Genomic DNA, 15582 nt, shown 5'->3' on the forward strand with positions numbered 1-15582 from the left:
CGCCGATGGAGAGGAGAGCTGTTCTGATGGAATTCCAGGACGACGCCTTTGTGCTGTCGGCGCGCGCGCACGGGGACACCGGCGTGGTGGTTGAGCTGTTGACCGAGCTACACGGGCGCCATGCGGCCTATGTGGCGGGCGGGGCGTCGCGGCGCATGAAGCCGTTCCTGCAGCCGGGCGCGCGTGTCGCAGCCGACTACCGGGCGCGGACCTCGGAGCATCTGGGCTCGGCGAAGCTGGAGCCGGTGGGCGAGGGGCCGGCGGCCCTGTTCGACGACCCGCTGGCCCTGACCGGGCTGAACGCGGCGGCGGCGGTGGCGCAGGGCTCGCTGCCCGAGCGCGAGCCGCATCCGGGGGCGTTCCTGGCCTTCGAGGCCCTGATGGCGTCGTTCGCCTTCCCCGACATCTGGCCCGCCGTGTTCGTTCGTTTCGAGGCCGGGCTGCTGGAGGAGTTGGGCTTCGGTCTGGACCTGTCAAAGTGCGCGTCGACCGGCTCGGCGGACGACCTGGTCTGGGTCAGCCCGCGCACGGGCCGGGCGGTCAGCCGCGCGGCGGGTGCGCCCTATGCCGACAAACTGCTGACCCTGCCGCCCTTCATGCTGGGGGCGCAGGCGGGGCTGGGCGCAGGCGATGTGAAGGCAGGCCTGGACCTGACCGGCCACTTTCTGGAGACCTTCGTGTTCCACCCGTTCAACAAGCCCCTGCCGCCCGCGCGCGTGTGGATGCTGGACAAGCTGGCCGAGGCCGGCCGGCTGTAGCCGGACTTCGGCGCCGGAAGGGCCCGACGGATCGATCCGCCGGGCCCCTTGAAACTACCAGTTCCAGGCGTCGTAGATCACCTCGATGATGTAGCCGTCATACTGGTCGATCAGATAGATGTGGTTGTCCACGTGCACCCACATGGTTCCGGCCGGCGGATAGCCGAGCCCGTAGAAGCGGTAGTCGTTGACCCGATAGCGCCAGAAGGTGCTGGGAAGATAATGACCCGCAGACCAACGCTGGCCCCAGTATTGTCGCGGCACCTGATAGTAGCCGTAGCTGGGCGCGAAATAGAAGCCGACGCGAAGGCCGGAGTATCCCCGGAACCACTGATGTTGCCGCCACCAGTTGGCGTGCTGGCGACGCTGCCAGTCCCGGCGCCACTGGTCACGGTTCCAGCGCTGGCGGAACTCGTTGTAATCGCGTCGGTCGCGTCGTGCGTCCGGACGCCCCCCGCGACGATCCTGTCCCCAGTCCCGCCGGTCATCGCGCCGGTTCTGCCCCCGGTCGTTCCGGTTGTCAGGACGGTTGCGATCCGAGTCGCGGCGATCGTCGCGCCGATCCGGCCGTCCCCCTCTCTGATCCGGTCGATCCTGACGCCACTGGGAGCCACCCTGACGAGGCTGGTTCGGGGTCGAGTCACGACGACCATCGCCCCGACCGTCCCGACCGGCCGGGTTTCCACCCGGGCGTCCCTGAGGGGTCGCGTCCGTCGATCGGGGCCGGGAGTCGGGCCTGGGCTGCGTGGGCGGCGTTTCACCGGTCCGGGGAGAAGGGCGACCCTCTGGCCGGGGTCCGCCGGACCTGTCGGGACGCCCTTGTGAGGACCTGGACTCCTGACGGGACTGTCGATCGGATTGGCTCGATTGCGGCCGGGAGTCCTGGCGCGCCTGCCCGCGCGTGGCGCCGGACGAATCGGGTCGGCGAGATTGTTCGCGACTGCTCTCGGCGTTTCGTGCGGAGCGGCGATCCTGGGCCACGGCCTCACCGGCGGTGGCCATGATCGGCACGACCAGTGAGGCGATCGCTGTGGCAACGATGAAGCGTTTCATGCTGTTCATCCTCGATCCGCCGGGGGCGGCGGCTTTTGACAAATGTGACGCCCTGGCCATGAACCTTAACTGAACGTATTTGTCAGTTTCGGCCCTACTTCTTGTTTTTGAAAAGAAAAGCCCCGCCGGTGACGGCGGGGCCTGAATTCGGTGAACTGAGCGATCAATAGACGTTCAGCACGATGTCAGCGATCAGCCCTGAGGCCAGGGCGATGAGGACGATATCGTTGTTGGCGTGCACCCAGCGATAGCCGCGAGGGGCAGGCCGCAGTCCATAGAAGTACGGGTCCCGCACATGGTAGCTTCGGTAGGCGGAGGGCAGGGTGTGCCCCCGTTGCCAGCGATAGCCATAATACCGCGGCTCGACCCGGTAGTAGCCATAGCTGGGCGCGAAGTAATAGCCGCGGCGCGGGCCGCTGTAGCTGCGAAACTCGGGACGGCCGCGCCACCAGTTGGGATTGCCGCGGTCCCAGCGATCGACGCGGGGCGGCGGCGAATGACGCCCGGCCGGCGGACGGGCGGGAGGCCGGGAGTTGCGCCGGTCCTGGCGCCATTCACGCTGATCCTGACGATTGTCGCGTCGGTAGTCCCGACGATCGTCGCGGCGATCCTGACGCCACTCACGGCCATCGCGACGGGACTGGGCCTCGGCCGCGAGGGGGGCGGAGACGGTGATGAGGCCGATGGCGATGGCGGCGGCCTTGGCGAGGGTTTTCATGGCGATCCTCTCGAAGGGGCCGCGACGGAATTCGCGTGAGCGGCCGTTGAACTGTGTCGCCAAGGTCTCGCCCTTGACATGAATTCACCCTGAACGAGAGGTTCAGGTTAATTCCGTGCGCCTGTTGCGACGCTGCACCATCCTTCCCAGATCGAACCGTGACGCTGGAAAGGATCATCATGACCAAGCCCCTGGAACTCTGGTACTGGCCCACGCCAAACGGCTGGAAGATCTCAATCGCGCTGGAGGAAATGGGGCTGCCCTATGAGGTGAAGCCGGTGAACATCGGCGCGGGCGAGCAGTTCACGCCCGTGTTCCTGGCCATCAGCCCCAACAACCGCATGCCGGCCCTGGTCGATCCCGAAGGGCCGGACGGCAAGCCGCTGTCGATCTTCGAGTCCGGCGCGATCCTGCAGTATCTGGGGAACAAGAGCGGCCGGTTTTATCCTGCGGACGTCCGGGCGCGGACCGAGGTGGATCAGTGGCTGTTCTGGCAGGTCGGTGGACTGGGACCCATGGCGGGCCAGACCCATCACTTCCGCCAGTACGCTCCGGCCCTGATCAGGGACCAGCGCCAGATAGCCTACGGGGTGCGCCGCTACACCGATGAGACCAACCGGCTGTACGGTGTGCTGAACACGCGACTGGCGGATCGGGATTATGTGGCGGGGGACTACTCCATCGCCGACATGGCGATATGGCCGTGGATCCTCCCGGGACCGCAGGGACAGGACCTTGAGGCCTTTCCGCACCTGAAGGTCTGGATGGAAAGGGTCGGCGCCCGTCCGGCGGTTCAGGCGGGCAGGGCGGTCGGAAACGACCTGCGCGGCGATCTGGGCGCCCCCGGAAAACAGGCCGAACAGGCGCGAAAGATGCTGTTTGGCCAGCGGGCCCGGTAAACGAGACCTTTCAACCGGATTGAGGAGTTCTGAATCAGGTTTCCAGTATTCAGAACTCCTTTACATAAAAGATTTTGAGAGCCCCTAGCCGTTAACTTTAACTTCAATAGCGCCGGTCTTTGATCGTGTCACAGGACGGGGCCAGAAAGGCCTTCGCAAGGAGATACGGTGATGATCGCGCAAGAACTGGCGCACGACTGTAAGGCCCAGATGGACAGCGCTCTGCCGCTGCCCACTCCGGACATGGACGGCGACGCCCTGTTCCGGCTGGGCATGATGTACTCGACCGGCCAGGGCGGCGCGCCCATGGATCGGGTCAGCGCCCACATGATCTTCAATCTGGCCGCCATGAAAGGCTCCATTGAGGCCCGCGCCTATCGCAAGGAACTGTCCGCAGAGATGGACCGCGAGGATCTGGCCGAGGCCCAGCGCGCCGCGCGCCGCTGGATCGATCAGGGCGCCGTCAGCCTGGCGGCCTAGAAGCGGGTGTAGACGCTGTCGTTGATCGAATAGCTGAAGCTGACCGGCAGCGAGTCGCGAATCTGGCTGAAGAACACCGCCAGCTCCGCCAGGGTGGTGCGGGGCACGTACAGGATGTCGGACCGGCGCAGGGCCACGGCCGTGGTGCGCGGTCCGCTCAGGTCCACCACCCGCATCATGCGCACATTGCCCGGTCCGCGGCGGATCAACGCCACCTGGGAGCGCCGCCCCGTGGGCAGGATGCCGCCGGCCATGATGATCGCCTGCCAGGCTTCGATGTCGCCGGGCATGTCGTAGACGCCCGGGGTGCGCACCTCGCCGTCCACCCACACCTTGAGCGGCCCCGCCTGGGTCAGGGTGACCTCCACCATCGGATGGCGCAGCTGGCTGGCGTAGGCCGTGGCCAGCGACGCCTCCAGTTCGGGCAGGGAGCGGTCCGCCGCCATGACCTGGCCGATCAGCGGCATGGAGATGCGCCCGTCAGGGCCCACGCGCACCGCCCGGTTCAGTTCGGGCGCTGTGGGTGTCTGGATGTCCAGTTCGTCGCCGGGATAAATCAGATACTCCGGCTCGGCGTCGGTCCAGTCGGCGAAGGCGATGTCGGGGAAGCCGGGCGTCTGCGCCGATCGGCCCAGACCCGCGCCGCCGGAACAGCCGGCCAGGGCGCCGGTGGAGGCCAGGGCGATCAGAAGATGGCGGCGATCCATGGACATCAACGACTCGTGCGGCGACTTCGGGCGTCAGGCTGACCCTCCAATCGTAACCGATGGTTAACGCGCAGGGGCGAAGTGTGGACCTGTTAACCCTGTTTGCCGGGATTCGCCGTTCATGCGCACGTCCGCCTACCTGTCGACCCGCCCGCGCTACGGGTTGCTGGACCTGGCGGCCCTGCTTTTCCGCGAGCTGTGGGTGATGGTGGCGGTGTTTCTGGCCATCTGCATTCTCGGCGTCATCCTCATTCTGACATCCATCAACAAGACCTATACGGCCCGGGCCGGGATCGTCGCCACGGTGGGGCAGGAGTACGTCTATCAGCCCACCGTGGGGCCTGAGCGGAACAGCACCAATGTGCCCCAGGTCAACGAGATCGCCCAGGCCGAGGCGGCCATCCTGAACAGCAGCGAGCTGAAGCGCCGGGTGGTCCAGGCCGTAGGCGTGGAGACCGTGGTTGGCGAACGGGCGGCGTCCCGCGCGGCCAGCGCCGAGGCGGCGGAGCGCAGCGCCCTGCGCACCATGATCCGCGATCTGGAAGTATCCACCGCGCCCCTCAGCGGAGTGATCCAGCTGAGCTATGAGGCGCGGGACGCAGAGACGGCGGCGGTGGTCCTGAACGGTCTGCTGGACCAGTATCTGATCTATCGCCGCGAGGTGTTTCAGGACCGCATGACGCCCGCGTTGCAGGAGCAGCGCCAGGTGTTCGAGGATGAGCTGGAAGACGCGGACCACGCCTATGAGACCTTCCTGCGCACCAACGCCATTGGAGACTTCAACACCGCCCGGCAGACGCTGGGGGCGACCTATCAGTCGGTCTTCACCGAGCGGCTGGGGGTGGACGCCCAGTTGAGCCAGGTGTCGAACCGGCTGGCCCGGCTGCGGGTCGAGCTGGGCTCAGTGCCTGCCGAGATCGTGTTGAACCAGCAGCTGAACGTGGCGGCCCAGGACCAGGTGCTGCTGCTGCGCACCGAGCGGGAGAACCTGCTGGCCCGCTATCAGCCCGACGCCCAGCCCGTGCGGGACATCGAGGAGCGGATCGCACAGATGCAGGCCTTCGTGAACACCGGCACGGCGGTGGGGCCGCGCGAGGTGCAGACCGGGCCGAACCCCATCTGGGTTTCGCTGGACACCGAACGGATCCAGCTGACCGCCGAGCGGGACTCCCTGATCGCGCGGCGGTCGGTGCTGGAAGCCCAGCTGAACGACCTGCGCAACCGCCAGTCCCGCCTGACCGAGCTGGAATCCCGCAACGCCACCCTGTCGGCGGACCGGGAGGTGCTGACCAGCAACATCCGCGAGTTCGCCCTGCGTGAAAGCCAGAGCCGTGCGGCCACGTCGCTGGCGCAGAGCGGGGCGGACAACATCCGCATCGTGGAGCGCGCCTCGCCGCCCACGCGGGGGACCAGCCTGCGCATGCCCGGCATGCTGCTGGTGATCCTGTTCGCCGGGTTCACGGCCCTGTGCGTCGGGCTGATCCGCATCTTCCTGCGGCCCGGCTTCACCACCCCGGGATCGGCCGGGCGGACGCTGGAACTGCCGGTGCTGGCGGTGGCCCCTCTGAAGGCCCGCTAAGCGTTCCCCTGAGGGTTGTGATAGCTTCGGCCAAACAGGTGCGCGTAGCGATTCGATGGTCGACCTCACTGCGGAAATGGCGGGACTTTGGGCGGCGCTGGGTCCGGCGTCGGGCCATCGCGGCCGCGTGATCCAGTTCGTCTCCGCCAACCACGGGGAGGGGACCTCCACCGTGGCGCGCGAGTTCGCCCGTCTGGCCGCCGTGCGCGCCCGTCGCCCGGTCTGGCTTGTGGACGCCGACCTGAACGCCCAGCAGCAGATGGAGGCCGTCGGGGCCCAGCCGGACCGCTTCGGCAAGCTGGGCAAGACCGCCTACGCTTCGCCAGACGGCTCCTGCTTCTTCACCGTGTCGCCGCGCCTGACGGCCAGGGACGGACGCCCGGTCGCCCCGGCCCGACTGCTGATCGCCCAGCCCTGCCTGGGCGGCCGGCTGTGGATCACCCGGTTCCGGGGCGAGGTGCTGAAGTCCGGCCAGAGGGTCGAGGCCCTGCACGACGCCGCCTACTGGGACGCCATGCGCAAGCACGCCGAGACCGTGGTGGTGGATGCGCCGTCCGCCGACCGCTCCGACATGGCCGTCAACCTGGCCCCCTATGTGGACGCCACCGTTCTGGTGGTCGCCGCCGAGACCACCCGGGCGTCCGAGCCCATCGCCCTGCGCGACGAGATCGAGGCGGTGGGCGGCCGCATCGCCGGGGTGGTCATGAACCGCTCCACCTACCAGCCGCCGGGCTTCCTGAAGAAGGTGCTGGGTTAGACACTCGGCGAGAAAAAACAGTGCAACGGGAGTGCAACGGCGGCGGAATTGTTGAGCGAAAACAGTTGTGGGCTTGCACTTGTCATCCCGGCCGACGCGAAGCGGAGAGCCGGGACGCGGGCGCTGAACTGTTTTCCGCCCGGACAGCCGCAGGGCTGAGCCGGGCGACTGGCGGTGATTTTCCAGCCCTTGGCCCGGCTCGTCGCACAGCGCCGTCCGGGCCTCCTCGAGCACGATTGGCCGTCCCGTCCCGGATAGCGCCTGCGGCGCTTCCGGGATGACAAGGAGGGCCCCCGGGTGGGCCGGCGGTGCACTCCGCTACGAAAAAACAGTGCAACTGGAGTGCAAGGTCGCCGGAATTGTTCAGCGAAAACAGCGGGGGATGAATTTCGAGTGCAATGAAGCGCCTCCCTTGGGTTTGGCGGCCCGGGGCCGATGGGGAGGCATTGTAGGGGGGCTGGAAAGCAGGCGGTCGAAATCGGGGCGTCAGGGGCGCTGATCCGTTGTGGCGCAAGGGAGTAGGCGCGGGAGATGCGGGATTCAGGCCCGGTTGAGGCGTTTGAGTTCGCTGGCGCCGTAGAACTGGGGCTCGAGGCCCGGCATCCAGGCGAGCTTGCCGAGGCCGCGAACGGCGCGGTCCATCCAGAAGGCGCGGCGGGAGTGGCCGATCAGGGTCATGATCAGGGCCGCGACGCCGAACACGGCGGCCTGTCCGGCCCCGACGATCATCCAGCGGGCGAGGGCGGGCCAGTTCTTCTCTTTCGCCGCCGTCTGGGACGGGCCCTGACCGTAGGCGAAGGCGCGGGTCAGGGCGTAGCTCAGGGTGGCGCGGTGGGGCGGGGCGAACTCCTCAACCCAGGCGTCGGCGGCCCAGCCGAAGCGGCCGCCGCGCGCGGCCAACCCCGCGAACAGGGCGTCGTCCTCGCCGCCGGACTGATCCGCCGAGACATCGAAGGGCGCGGCGCCGGGCAGGGCGATCGCGCGGGTCATCAGGGAGGCGCCGCAGCCGTAGGCGTGGTCGATCAGGCCGCTTCTGGCAGGGCCCTCGCGCCCGAAGAACCGCTCCAGATAGGGCTTGAGCCAGACAGGGGCGCCTTCGGCCCGGCCGTGGATGGGGCTGAAGGTGACGTCAGCGCCCAAGGCTTCGTGGGCCGAGAGGATGCGGGCCAGCCAGTCGGGGGCCGCGGCCTCGTCATCGTCGAGGAAGGCGATCAGGGAGGCTTCGGTGGCGCGCAGGGCGGCGTTGCGGGCCGTAGCCACGCCGGGGGTGGGGACGTGGATATAGACCAGCCGCCACGGGCTGTGGGCGCGCAGGGCCTCGACCCGGTCGCGGGCGGAGCCCTGGGGGTCGTTATCGGCGATGACGATCTCGCACAGCCGGTCGGCGACGCGCGTCTGGGCGAACAGGGAGCGCAGGGCCCGCTCCAGACTGTCCGGACGGCGCAGGGTGGGGACGATGACGGCGACATTGGCGATCATGCCAGCACCTCGCCCACGGTCCTGATGGCCACGCCGCGCGCCTGTGCGTGGGCGACGATGCGCGCCAGCGCGGCGGGGGTGCAGCCGTATTTCGACGGGTTTTCGCGCACATCGTGGGTGTAGAGGATGACCCAGGCGCCCTGATCCACCGCGCGGTCGATCCAGCGCAGGGCCTCGGCCTCGCCGTCCGGACCCTCGATGCCCACGGCGGGCAGCTGGTTCAGGTCCGAGCCGTCCCTGATGATGCCCGAGTGCACGGCGCGCAGGGAGCCGTAGCGGCCCTTCAGCGCCTTCTTGGCCTGTGGCGAGACCTCGCCGTACGGATAGGCGAAATGGCGGGGCGGCGCGCCGAAAGCGGTCAGGACCTCGGCGTTGCGGTCGGCGTCGGCGCCGATGGCGGCTTCATCGGACAGGCCGCAGTCCAGATGGGAATGTGTGTGGCAGGCGATCTCGTGGCCTGCGTCGGACAGGCGCGCGATCTCCGACTGGTTGGCGTAGCGGCCCATGTCGCCCGGCTGATCGAACAGGCCGGCGCAGACATAGTATGTGCCGCGCGCCCCGGCGGTCTCGAGTGTGGCGGCGCCCGCCTCGGCGCCCGAAATCGGCACATCGTCGAAGGTGAAGCTGACCACCGGCCCGTTGTGGGACAGGCGGGCGGGGCGGCGGTGCATGAGGCGCACGACCCGGCGGCGCACCTTGCCGAACAGGCTGGAGTCGGCGTTGTAGGGCTGGGCCTGGGGTTGCTGCATCAGACGGCCTCCGCATAGAGGGCGGCCCGGTAGAGCCGCAGCGAGAAGGCGCGCGGCCCGGCGGGCAGCCAGTCGGTCATCGCCACGGTCTTCAGCAAGGGCCGGGCCAGGCCCATGCCCGGCGCGCGCTTGAGCAGGCGGGCGGCCTTGTAGCTGGGGTAGGTGGAGACGATGTCGGGGTGGCGGGCCACCACCCGGGCGAAATTGGGGGCGGACTGTTCGTATTTGGCGGCCAGGGCCCCGGCGGTGTCCAGACCCATGTGGGTGGCCGGATTGTCCAGATGGACGACGCGGAACCGGCGCGACACGCGCATGGCCCATTCCACATCCTCCCAGCCCCAGCCGGTGAAGGCGCTGTCGAAGGCTTCGGCCGCGAACACGTCGCGGCGGACCAGCAGGTTGGAGGTGTAGACGTATTTCTCAGGCTGGCGGGCGCGTTCCTGATACGGCACGCACTCGGATCGCGCCGCCAGGGCCCGGTGGACGGCGAAGCGGGGCTCGTCCGGGGCCTGCAGCAGGGAGAAGCCGCCGAAGGCGACGGGCGGATCCTCCGTGGCCGCCAGATCGGCCCAGACCTGAAGAAAGCGGCGATGATCCGGCCGCATGTCGCTGTCCAGAAACAGGAAGCTGCCGCCCCGTGCGGCGGCGGCCAGACGGTTGCGGCCTCTGGATCGGCCCTCGTTGGTCTTCAGGTCGATGAGGCGGGCGGGCAGGGCCATGGTCGTGATGGCGGCCTCGACCCGGGCGACCAGATCGGCGTCGCCGCCGCCGTCGGACAGGACGATGACCTCCACCGAGCGGCCGAGCTGGCCCGCCTCGTCGTTGAGGTCGCGCAGCAGGTCGCAGGGGTCGTCCCGGTAGAAGGGGATCAGGACCGACAGGGCCGGGCGCTTGCCCCGCCAGCGGGCGTTGGCGACGGTGCGGCTCATGCTTCGGCTCCGCGGGTTCTCCAGGCGTTCAGGAGGCGGCGGCCGGTGTCGCGCACCCCGGCGGCGTTCACGGTCACGGCGACGACGGCGTAGACCGCGCCGCCGATGGCCGCCTTGGCGATCAGCTCCACGGGGCCGCCGAGGGCCGGGATCAGGGACACCACGCCCGCCATCACCGCGCAGGCGACACCGCAGCGGATCAGGGCCTCCCACGGAATGGGCAGACGCATGACCGTGCGGCCGATGAGGATGGAGGCGGCGAGGCCCAGGGTGAAGCTGGCCGCCGTGGCCCAGGCCGCGCCCAGCACGCCGAAGCGGGGTATCAGGATCAGGTTGAGGAGGACGTTGGCGACGGCCGGGACCGCCATGGTCAGCAGCATGCGGTCGGTGCGGTGGCCGAGGGTGAAGACCTGATTGAAATAGTAGACCGTCACCCCGGACAGGGCAGCGCCCAGGGCGATCCAGGGGGTGATGAGGGCGGCGGCGGAGCGCAGGTCCTGACCGATCAGCACCTCGGCCAGCGGGCGGGCCACCAGCATGACGCCCACGGCGGCGGGCAGGCCGACGAGGACGAACAGGCCCGCCTGTTCCCGGGCGGCGTCCTGAAGGGCGGTGCGGCCGCCGCGCTCCAGCGCCATGACCATGGCGGGCGCCCCCGCGGCGCCCAGCCAGATGAACATGACGTCCAGGGTGCGGTTGGCGATGGAATAGCCCGCATGATAGGCGCCCACCGCCGCCTCGTTCAGGAACACCGCCAGCAGGAAGCGGTCGGTGGAGGCCAGCACCAGCGACAGGATCAGGGACGCGGCGATGGGATAGCCGAAGGTCGCATAACGCTTGAGCCGGGCCGGGTCGGGCCGTCCGCCGCGGGCGTGCTTCAGCTCGCCGGGCAGGATGAAGGGCAGGGCGAACAGGGGGGCGAGCAGCAGGCCCAGCAGGGGCGCCGCGCCGCCGAGACCGGCGAGGGCGAAGATGACGCCGATCAGGAAGCCGCCGATGACGGTGGCCATGTCGAGGCCGGCGGCCTTGGCCACCTCGCCCGAGGCGCGGAACCGCTCCTGCGCCAGCTTGGCGAAACAGCGGACCGGCACGCCGATAAGGGCGACGCCGAGGGCCAGGCGGAAGGCGGGCTCCACCGGCCACAGCATGACGCCGAGGACGACCAGCGGGATGAAGGCGGCGGACAGCCAGAAGGCCGCCCGGTAAAGGCTGGCGAAATGGTCGGCGAGGCCGGTCTCGGGCGTCTCGGCGGCCCAGTAGCGGGCCATGGCCGCCTCGAGCCATGTGAACACCGCCACATGGGCCAGGGTGAACACCGAATAGGCCAGGGCGTAGCGGCCGAAATCCTCGGGGCTGAGCAGGCGGGTGAAGACCACGATGGCCAGAAAGCCCACCACCCCCTGCACGATGTTGGCGGGCAGATAGCCCCAGACGCCGCGCCAGAACATCAGCGCACCGCCACCCGGTCGCCCAGCAGCACGGGCACGGTGACGGCCATGATCCACAGGTCCAGCCAGAAGGACTGGCGCTCCACATAGTCCACGTCCAGCTGCACCCGGCGGCGCACCTCGGCGGCGGTGTGCAGGGGGCCGCGCGAGCCCTTGATGGCGGCCCAGCCGGTCATGCCGGGCTTGATGCGGTGGCGGTGGGCGTATTCGGCGACAAGGCGGGCGGATTCGATCTGGCCGGTCTTCATGCCGATGGCGTGGGGGCGCGGGCCGACCAGCGACATCTCGCCCTTCAGCACATTGATCAGCTGGGGCAATTCATCGAGGCTGGTGGCGCGCAGGAAGCGGCCGACGCGGGTGATGCGGTCGTCGTCGGCGGTGACCTGTCGTGAGGCGGTGGCGTCGGCGGCCTCGTGGCGCATGCTGCGGAATTTCCACACCACGATCTCTTCGTTGTTGAAGCCGTGCCGGCGCTGGCGGAACAGGATCGGGCCGGGGCTGTCCAGCCGCACCATCAGGGCGACGACGGCGAACACGGGCATGAGGCCGACCAGCATCAGGCCGCCGATGATCAGGTCCTGCAGCCGCTTGTTGAAGGCGGCGCGGTCGGGGTCGGGGTTGCTGAGGGAGGCCAGGGGCGCGCGGGCCAGCTTCTCCAGGGCGGCGTTGCGGTCTTCGGCGGCCCTGGGGTCCACCAGCAGGGTGACCTCGTTGGGCAGGCCGCCGAGGCGGCGCATGAGGTCGCGCACCCGCTCGCGGGCGGCGGGGTCCACGGCCAGGACGATGTGGTCCACATAGGGCGTCATGCGATGGGTCAGCAGGGCCTCGGTGTCGCCCAGCACCGGCACGCCCTCGACGCTGTCGGGGGCGCGGGCCAGCCGGTCGTCGAACACGCCCAGCACGTTCAGGTCGCGGCGCCTGAGCGCCTCGCGGATCAGCTTTTCGGCGTGCTTGGTGGCGCCGACCACCACCACATTGGGGGTCAGGGTCCCGTCGGCGCGCCAGACCCGGACCCGCTCGCACCAGATCATGTGCAGGGCATACAGGACAATCAGATTGAGACCGCTCCACACCAGCACCGGGCCGATCAACGGGACGGGCGACAGCATGGCCAGACCGGCGGCGATCAGGCCGGCGCCGGCCGCCGAGGCGCTGACCAGACCCATATGGATCACAAGGCGCCGGTCGCGGGAGAAGCCATAGACGCCCGACCCCTTCAGCATCGCCAGCAGGGCCGCCGCGCCGACCGCGAACGGCAGGACGGCGGACAGGGGCGCGCCGAGCAGGCCGGAGTGACTGGCGGCGGCGGCGCACAGCAGGGTCAGGGCGATCACTGCGAGGCCGTCGATGGCGCGGAACCAGTGAGCGGCCAGGCGCGAGGCGTGGCGCTGGCGCGCGTTCAGCCAGACCTCGGGCCGGAAAGGACCGCGCCGGGCGCGGGCGTCGGTCTTGCCCGCCCCACGCGCCACGGCGCCCGAAGCCAGGGCCTGAAGCCCGGCGGCGTCGAGGGTCGCGGGCGCATCCGCGGCGGGTGCGTCATCAGGTCTGGTCTGGGTCGAGAGCATGGCGGCCATTCTGGTCTGGCCGTCATCAAAACATTCCGCCGTGGATTTCGCGTTAACGTCGCAAACCCGGATTGCGTCGGCGCGCCCGAGCCGCTATCGGAGCCGAACCGGAGACGTGGCCGAGTGGCTGAAGGCAACGGTTTGCTAAATCGTCGTACCCTGTAAGGGGTACCGAGGGTTCGAATCCCTCCGTCTCCGCCACCCTACGCCTTCGGCTTCGGATGGCAGGCCACGCAGTGGTTTGCCGAACGAAGGCGATCTCAGGCGTAGGTGTGTCCCCCGAAGCCTTGGCGAAGGGGGACTGTTCGCTTCATGCTCATTCCCATGTCGGCTCGGGTCTCGGGATCGATTTGGTACGTCTATTTTCTCAAGCTTAGTAATGGCGATATCTACGTTGGATCGACAAATGATCTGAAACGGCGTTTCGAGTCGCACCAGCAGGGGCAGGTAATCTCGACCAGGGCGTACGCGCCGATGACGCTGTTGACCTATGTGGCCGTAAATTCGGAGACGACAGCACGGTCGCTCGAACAGTACTTCAAGTCCGGGTCCGGAAAAGCCTTCGCCCGGAAACGCTTCTGGTGAACATTGTGGCAGCAGGAAAGTGAACCTCTTTCCCCCGCCGCTGTTGAAGCGGCATGACCATTCTCAACCTGCTCCCTTCCGTCCTCATCGGCGCCGTCGCCAGCGCGCGATCCATGACGCCCATGGCCGCCATCGCGGGGGCGCGGCTGACGCAGCGCAGGACGCCGGGGCGGCTGTTGCTGCTGGATCATCCGCTGTTCAAGGTCGGAGCCCTGTTCATGGGTGTGGGCGAACTGCTGGGCGACAAGATGCGCTCGGCGCCGGACCGCACGGTGTTTCTGGGCCTGCTGGCCCGGGTGATGAGCGCGGGTATCGCCGGGGCCGCCCTGGCGCCGCGCGGCCATGAGCGGCTGGGCGCGGGGCTGGCGGTGGGAACCGCCGTGCCGCTGGCCTACGCCACGCTGGCGGGACGCAAGGCCGGCATGCGGCGCATCGGGCAGACCCGCAGCGGGCTGATCGAGGATGCGCTGATCGTCGCGGCCGGCGTGGCCGTGGTGGCCCTTGCGGTGCGGGGCGGGCGGCGAGGATAGACCCGCCGCCGCGTCGCTACTTCACCGGCGGGGCGACGTAGGCGTCCACGTCGATCTCGTTTTCCCATTTGCCGACCACGGTGGCGACGGCCAGGTCGCTGATGACGTTGGTCACGGTGCGGGTCATGTCGAGGATGCGGTCGAACGGCAGGACGAAGCCCACCAGCAGGGCGGTCTGCATCGGGTCGACGCCGATTCCCTGAAGCACGGCCGCCAGCATGAACAGCGAGGCCGAGGGGACCGGGGCGGTGCCGATGGAGACCAGCAGGGTCGTAACCACGATCAGGGCGTAGTCGGACAGGCTGAGGGTGATCCCGAAGGCCTGGGCGGCGAAGACGGCGAGGATGCCGATGTACAGGGCGGTGCCGTCCATGGACACGGTCATGCCCAGCGGCAGGACGGTGGAGAAGACCGGCTTCTTGATGCCCAGATTCTGCTCGGCCACCGCCATGGTCACCGGCAGGGTGGCCGAGGACGAGGAGGTGGAGAAGGCCACCAGCCCCGCGTCGGTCACGTCGCGGAAGAACGGCCAGGCGGGGAGCCGGGCGAACATCTTGATGATCCCCCCATGGAAAACAAGGATCTGGATCATACAGCCGACCACGACGCACAGGGCCAGCAGGGCCACATTGACGAAGGCGGACAGGCCCGTGGTGCCCATGACCCAGGCGATCAGGGCGAAGACGCCGAAGGGCGCCACCTCCATGATGAAGCCGACCAGCTTGAGCATGGCTTCGGACGCGGAGTTGAACACGTCGGCCAGCGGCTTGCCCGCCTCGCCGGAAACCAGAATGGCCGCGCCCAGGAGCAGGGCGAAGAAGATCACCGCCAGAATCTGGCCCGAGGCCAGGGCCGCGATGGGATTGGTCGGCACGATCATCTCGATCATGCCCGCGAACGGCTGGGCCGCCTCAAGACCTTCGCGGGGAATCGCGTCCGAGAAGTCCACACCGGCGCCGGGCTGGATGAGGAGCGCCAGGGTTATGCCGACCGTGATGGCCGTCAGGCTGGTGAGCACGTAAAGCGACACCGCCTTCACCCCGATGGAGCCCAGACGTTTGGGGTCGCTGAGGCTGATCACGCCGGAGACGATGGTGACAAACACCAGGGGCGCCACGACCATCTGGATCAGACGCACGAACAGGTCGCCCAGCCAGCGGATCTGGCCGGCGCCTTCGCCCCAGATCAGGCCGACGATGACGCCCAGGACCAGCGCCAGCAGGATGCGCTTCCACAGCACGACCCCGAACCAGTAGCGGTGTGCAAGGCTGCGCGGACGTTCGTCAACGGAGTCGCTGTCCAGGGTCATGCAGTCGTCCTGAGTCTTGAAACCATGGTGAGGAGAA

General features: G+C 68.7%; 17 protein-coding genes and 1 tRNA gene. 9 read left to right on the forward strand and 9 right to left on the reverse strand.

The window, feature by feature from the left end; translation table 11 throughout:
• Positions 1-26: 26 nt before the first annotated feature.
• Complete coding sequence (gene recO / locus ACK4FB_RS11050) at positions 27-758, forward strand: DNA repair protein RecO (RefSeq protein WP_409751949.1); 732 nt, start codon at positions 27-29, stop codon at positions 756-758.
• A gap of 54 nt (positions 759-812) precedes the next feature.
• Here the strand turns inward: recO and ACK4FB_RS11055 are convergent, their stop codons facing one another.
• Positions 813-1022 (reverse strand): RcnB family protein, encoded by a 210-nt coding sequence (locus ACK4FB_RS11055; protein WP_409751952.1) that lies wholly within the window; start codon positions 1020-1022, stop codon positions 813-815.
• A gap of 736 nt (positions 1023-1758) precedes the next feature.
• Between ACK4FB_RS11055 and ACK4FB_RS11060 the strand changes: the two genes are divergently transcribed.
• The gene (locus tag ACK4FB_RS11060) at positions 1759-1884 is read left to right on the forward strand and encodes a hypothetical protein (protein ID WP_409751955.1); all 126 of its coding nucleotides are present in this window, start codon (positions 1759-1761) and stop codon (positions 1882-1884) included.
• Positions 1885-1974: 90 nt separating this feature from the next.
• Here ACK4FB_RS11060 and ACK4FB_RS11065 read toward each other — a convergent pair whose 3' ends face one another.
• A complete protein-coding gene (locus tag ACK4FB_RS11065; protein ID WP_409751958.1) occupies positions 1975-2529 on the reverse strand; it encodes an RcnB family protein in 555 nt (184 codons plus the stop codon).
• A gap of 179 nt (positions 2530-2708) precedes the next feature.
• Between ACK4FB_RS11065 and ACK4FB_RS11070 the strand changes: the two genes are divergently transcribed.
• Together ACK4FB_RS11070 and ACK4FB_RS11075 are read left to right on the forward strand one after the other, a co-directional pair.
• Complete coding sequence (locus ACK4FB_RS11070) at positions 2709-3428, forward strand: glutathione S-transferase N-terminal domain-containing protein (RefSeq protein ID WP_409751961.1); 720 nt, start codon at positions 2709-2711, stop codon at positions 3426-3428.
• A 171-nt stretch (positions 3429-3599) separates the two neighbouring features.
• Complete coding sequence (locus ACK4FB_RS11075; RefSeq protein WP_409751964.1) at positions 3600-3908, forward strand: sel1 repeat family protein; 309 nt, start codon at positions 3600-3602, stop codon at positions 3906-3908.
• Here the strand turns inward: ACK4FB_RS11075 and ACK4FB_RS11080 are convergent.
• On the reverse strand, positions 3905-4621 hold the full coding sequence (locus tag ACK4FB_RS11080; protein ID WP_409751967.1) for a polysaccharide biosynthesis/export family protein: 717 nt from the start codon (positions 4619-4621) through the stop codon (positions 3905-3907). The genes ACK4FB_RS11075 and ACK4FB_RS11080 overlap by 4 nt on opposite strands.
• Before the next feature lie 115 nt (positions 4622-4736).
• Between ACK4FB_RS11080 and ACK4FB_RS11085 the strand changes: the two genes are divergently transcribed.
• On the forward strand, positions 4737-6194 hold the full coding sequence (locus tag ACK4FB_RS11085; protein ID WP_409751970.1) for a GumC family protein: 1458 nt from the start codon (positions 4737-4739) through the stop codon (positions 6192-6194).
• Positions 6195-6249: 55 nt separating this feature from the next.
• Positions 6250-6951, forward strand: a complete 702-nt coding sequence (locus ACK4FB_RS11090) for a hfsB (RefSeq protein ID WP_409751973.1) — start codon at positions 6250-6252, stop codon at positions 6949-6951.
• A gap of 540 nt (positions 6952-7491) precedes the next feature.
• Here ACK4FB_RS11090 and ACK4FB_RS11095 read toward each other — a convergent pair.
• From ACK4FB_RS11095 to ACK4FB_RS11115, 5 genes are read right to left on the reverse strand one after another with little or no spacing between them, the layout of a single operon-like run.
• Positions 7492-8430, reverse strand: coding sequence for a glycosyltransferase (locus ACK4FB_RS11095; RefSeq protein WP_409751976.1), 939 nt, complete (start codon positions 8428-8430; stop codon positions 7492-7494).
• Positions 8427-9179, reverse strand: a complete 753-nt coding sequence (locus ACK4FB_RS11100) for a polysaccharide deacetylase family protein (protein ID WP_409751979.1) — start codon at positions 9177-9179, stop codon at positions 8427-8429. The genes ACK4FB_RS11095 and ACK4FB_RS11100 overlap by 4 nt, the downstream gene beginning before the upstream one ends.
• Positions 9179-10108, reverse strand: coding sequence for a glycosyltransferase family 2 protein (locus tag ACK4FB_RS11105; RefSeq protein WP_409751982.1), 930 nt, complete (start codon positions 10106-10108; stop codon positions 9179-9181). Before ACK4FB_RS11105 ends, ACK4FB_RS11100 begins: the two co-directional genes overlap by 1 nt.
• Positions 10105-11556, reverse strand: coding sequence for a lipopolysaccharide biosynthesis protein (locus ACK4FB_RS11110; protein ID WP_409751985.1), 1452 nt, complete (start codon positions 11554-11556; stop codon positions 10105-10107). The genes ACK4FB_RS11105 and ACK4FB_RS11110 overlap by 4 nt, the downstream gene beginning before the upstream one ends.
• Entirely contained in the window at positions 11556-13130 is a 1575-nt protein-coding gene (locus tag ACK4FB_RS11115) for an exopolysaccharide biosynthesis polyprenyl glycosylphosphotransferase (protein ID WP_409751988.1), read from the reverse strand. Before ACK4FB_RS11115 ends, ACK4FB_RS11110 begins: the two co-directional genes overlap by 1 nt.
• Before the next feature lie 100 nt (positions 13131-13230).
• Here ACK4FB_RS11115 and ACK4FB_RS11120 point away from each other — a divergent pair.
• From ACK4FB_RS11120 to ACK4FB_RS11130, 3 genes are all read left to right on the forward strand, one after another.
• Positions 13231-13322, forward strand: a tRNA-Ser gene (locus ACK4FB_RS11120).
• A 111-nt stretch (positions 13323-13433) separates the two neighbouring features.
• Entirely contained in the window at positions 13434-13706 is a 273-nt protein-coding gene (locus ACK4FB_RS11125) for a GIY-YIG nuclease family protein (protein ID WP_409751991.1), read from the forward strand.
• Between the two features lie 53 nt (positions 13707-13759).
• Positions 13760-14236, forward strand: a complete 477-nt coding sequence (locus ACK4FB_RS11130; RefSeq protein ID WP_409751993.1) for a hypothetical protein — start codon at positions 13760-13762, stop codon at positions 14234-14236.
• A 16-nt stretch (positions 14237-14252) separates the two neighbouring features.
• Here the strand turns inward: ACK4FB_RS11130 and ACK4FB_RS11135 are convergent, their stop codons facing one another.
• Entirely contained in the window at positions 14253-15545 is a 1293-nt protein-coding gene (locus ACK4FB_RS11135; protein WP_409751996.1) for a dicarboxylate/amino acid:cation symporter, read from the reverse strand.
• Positions 15546-15582: the final 37 nt, after the last annotated feature.

The sequence above is a fragment of the Brevundimonas sp. genome, from assembly GCF_046299535.1.
Classification (GTDB): domain Bacteria; phylum Pseudomonadota; class Alphaproteobacteria; order Caulobacterales; family Caulobacteraceae; genus Brevundimonas.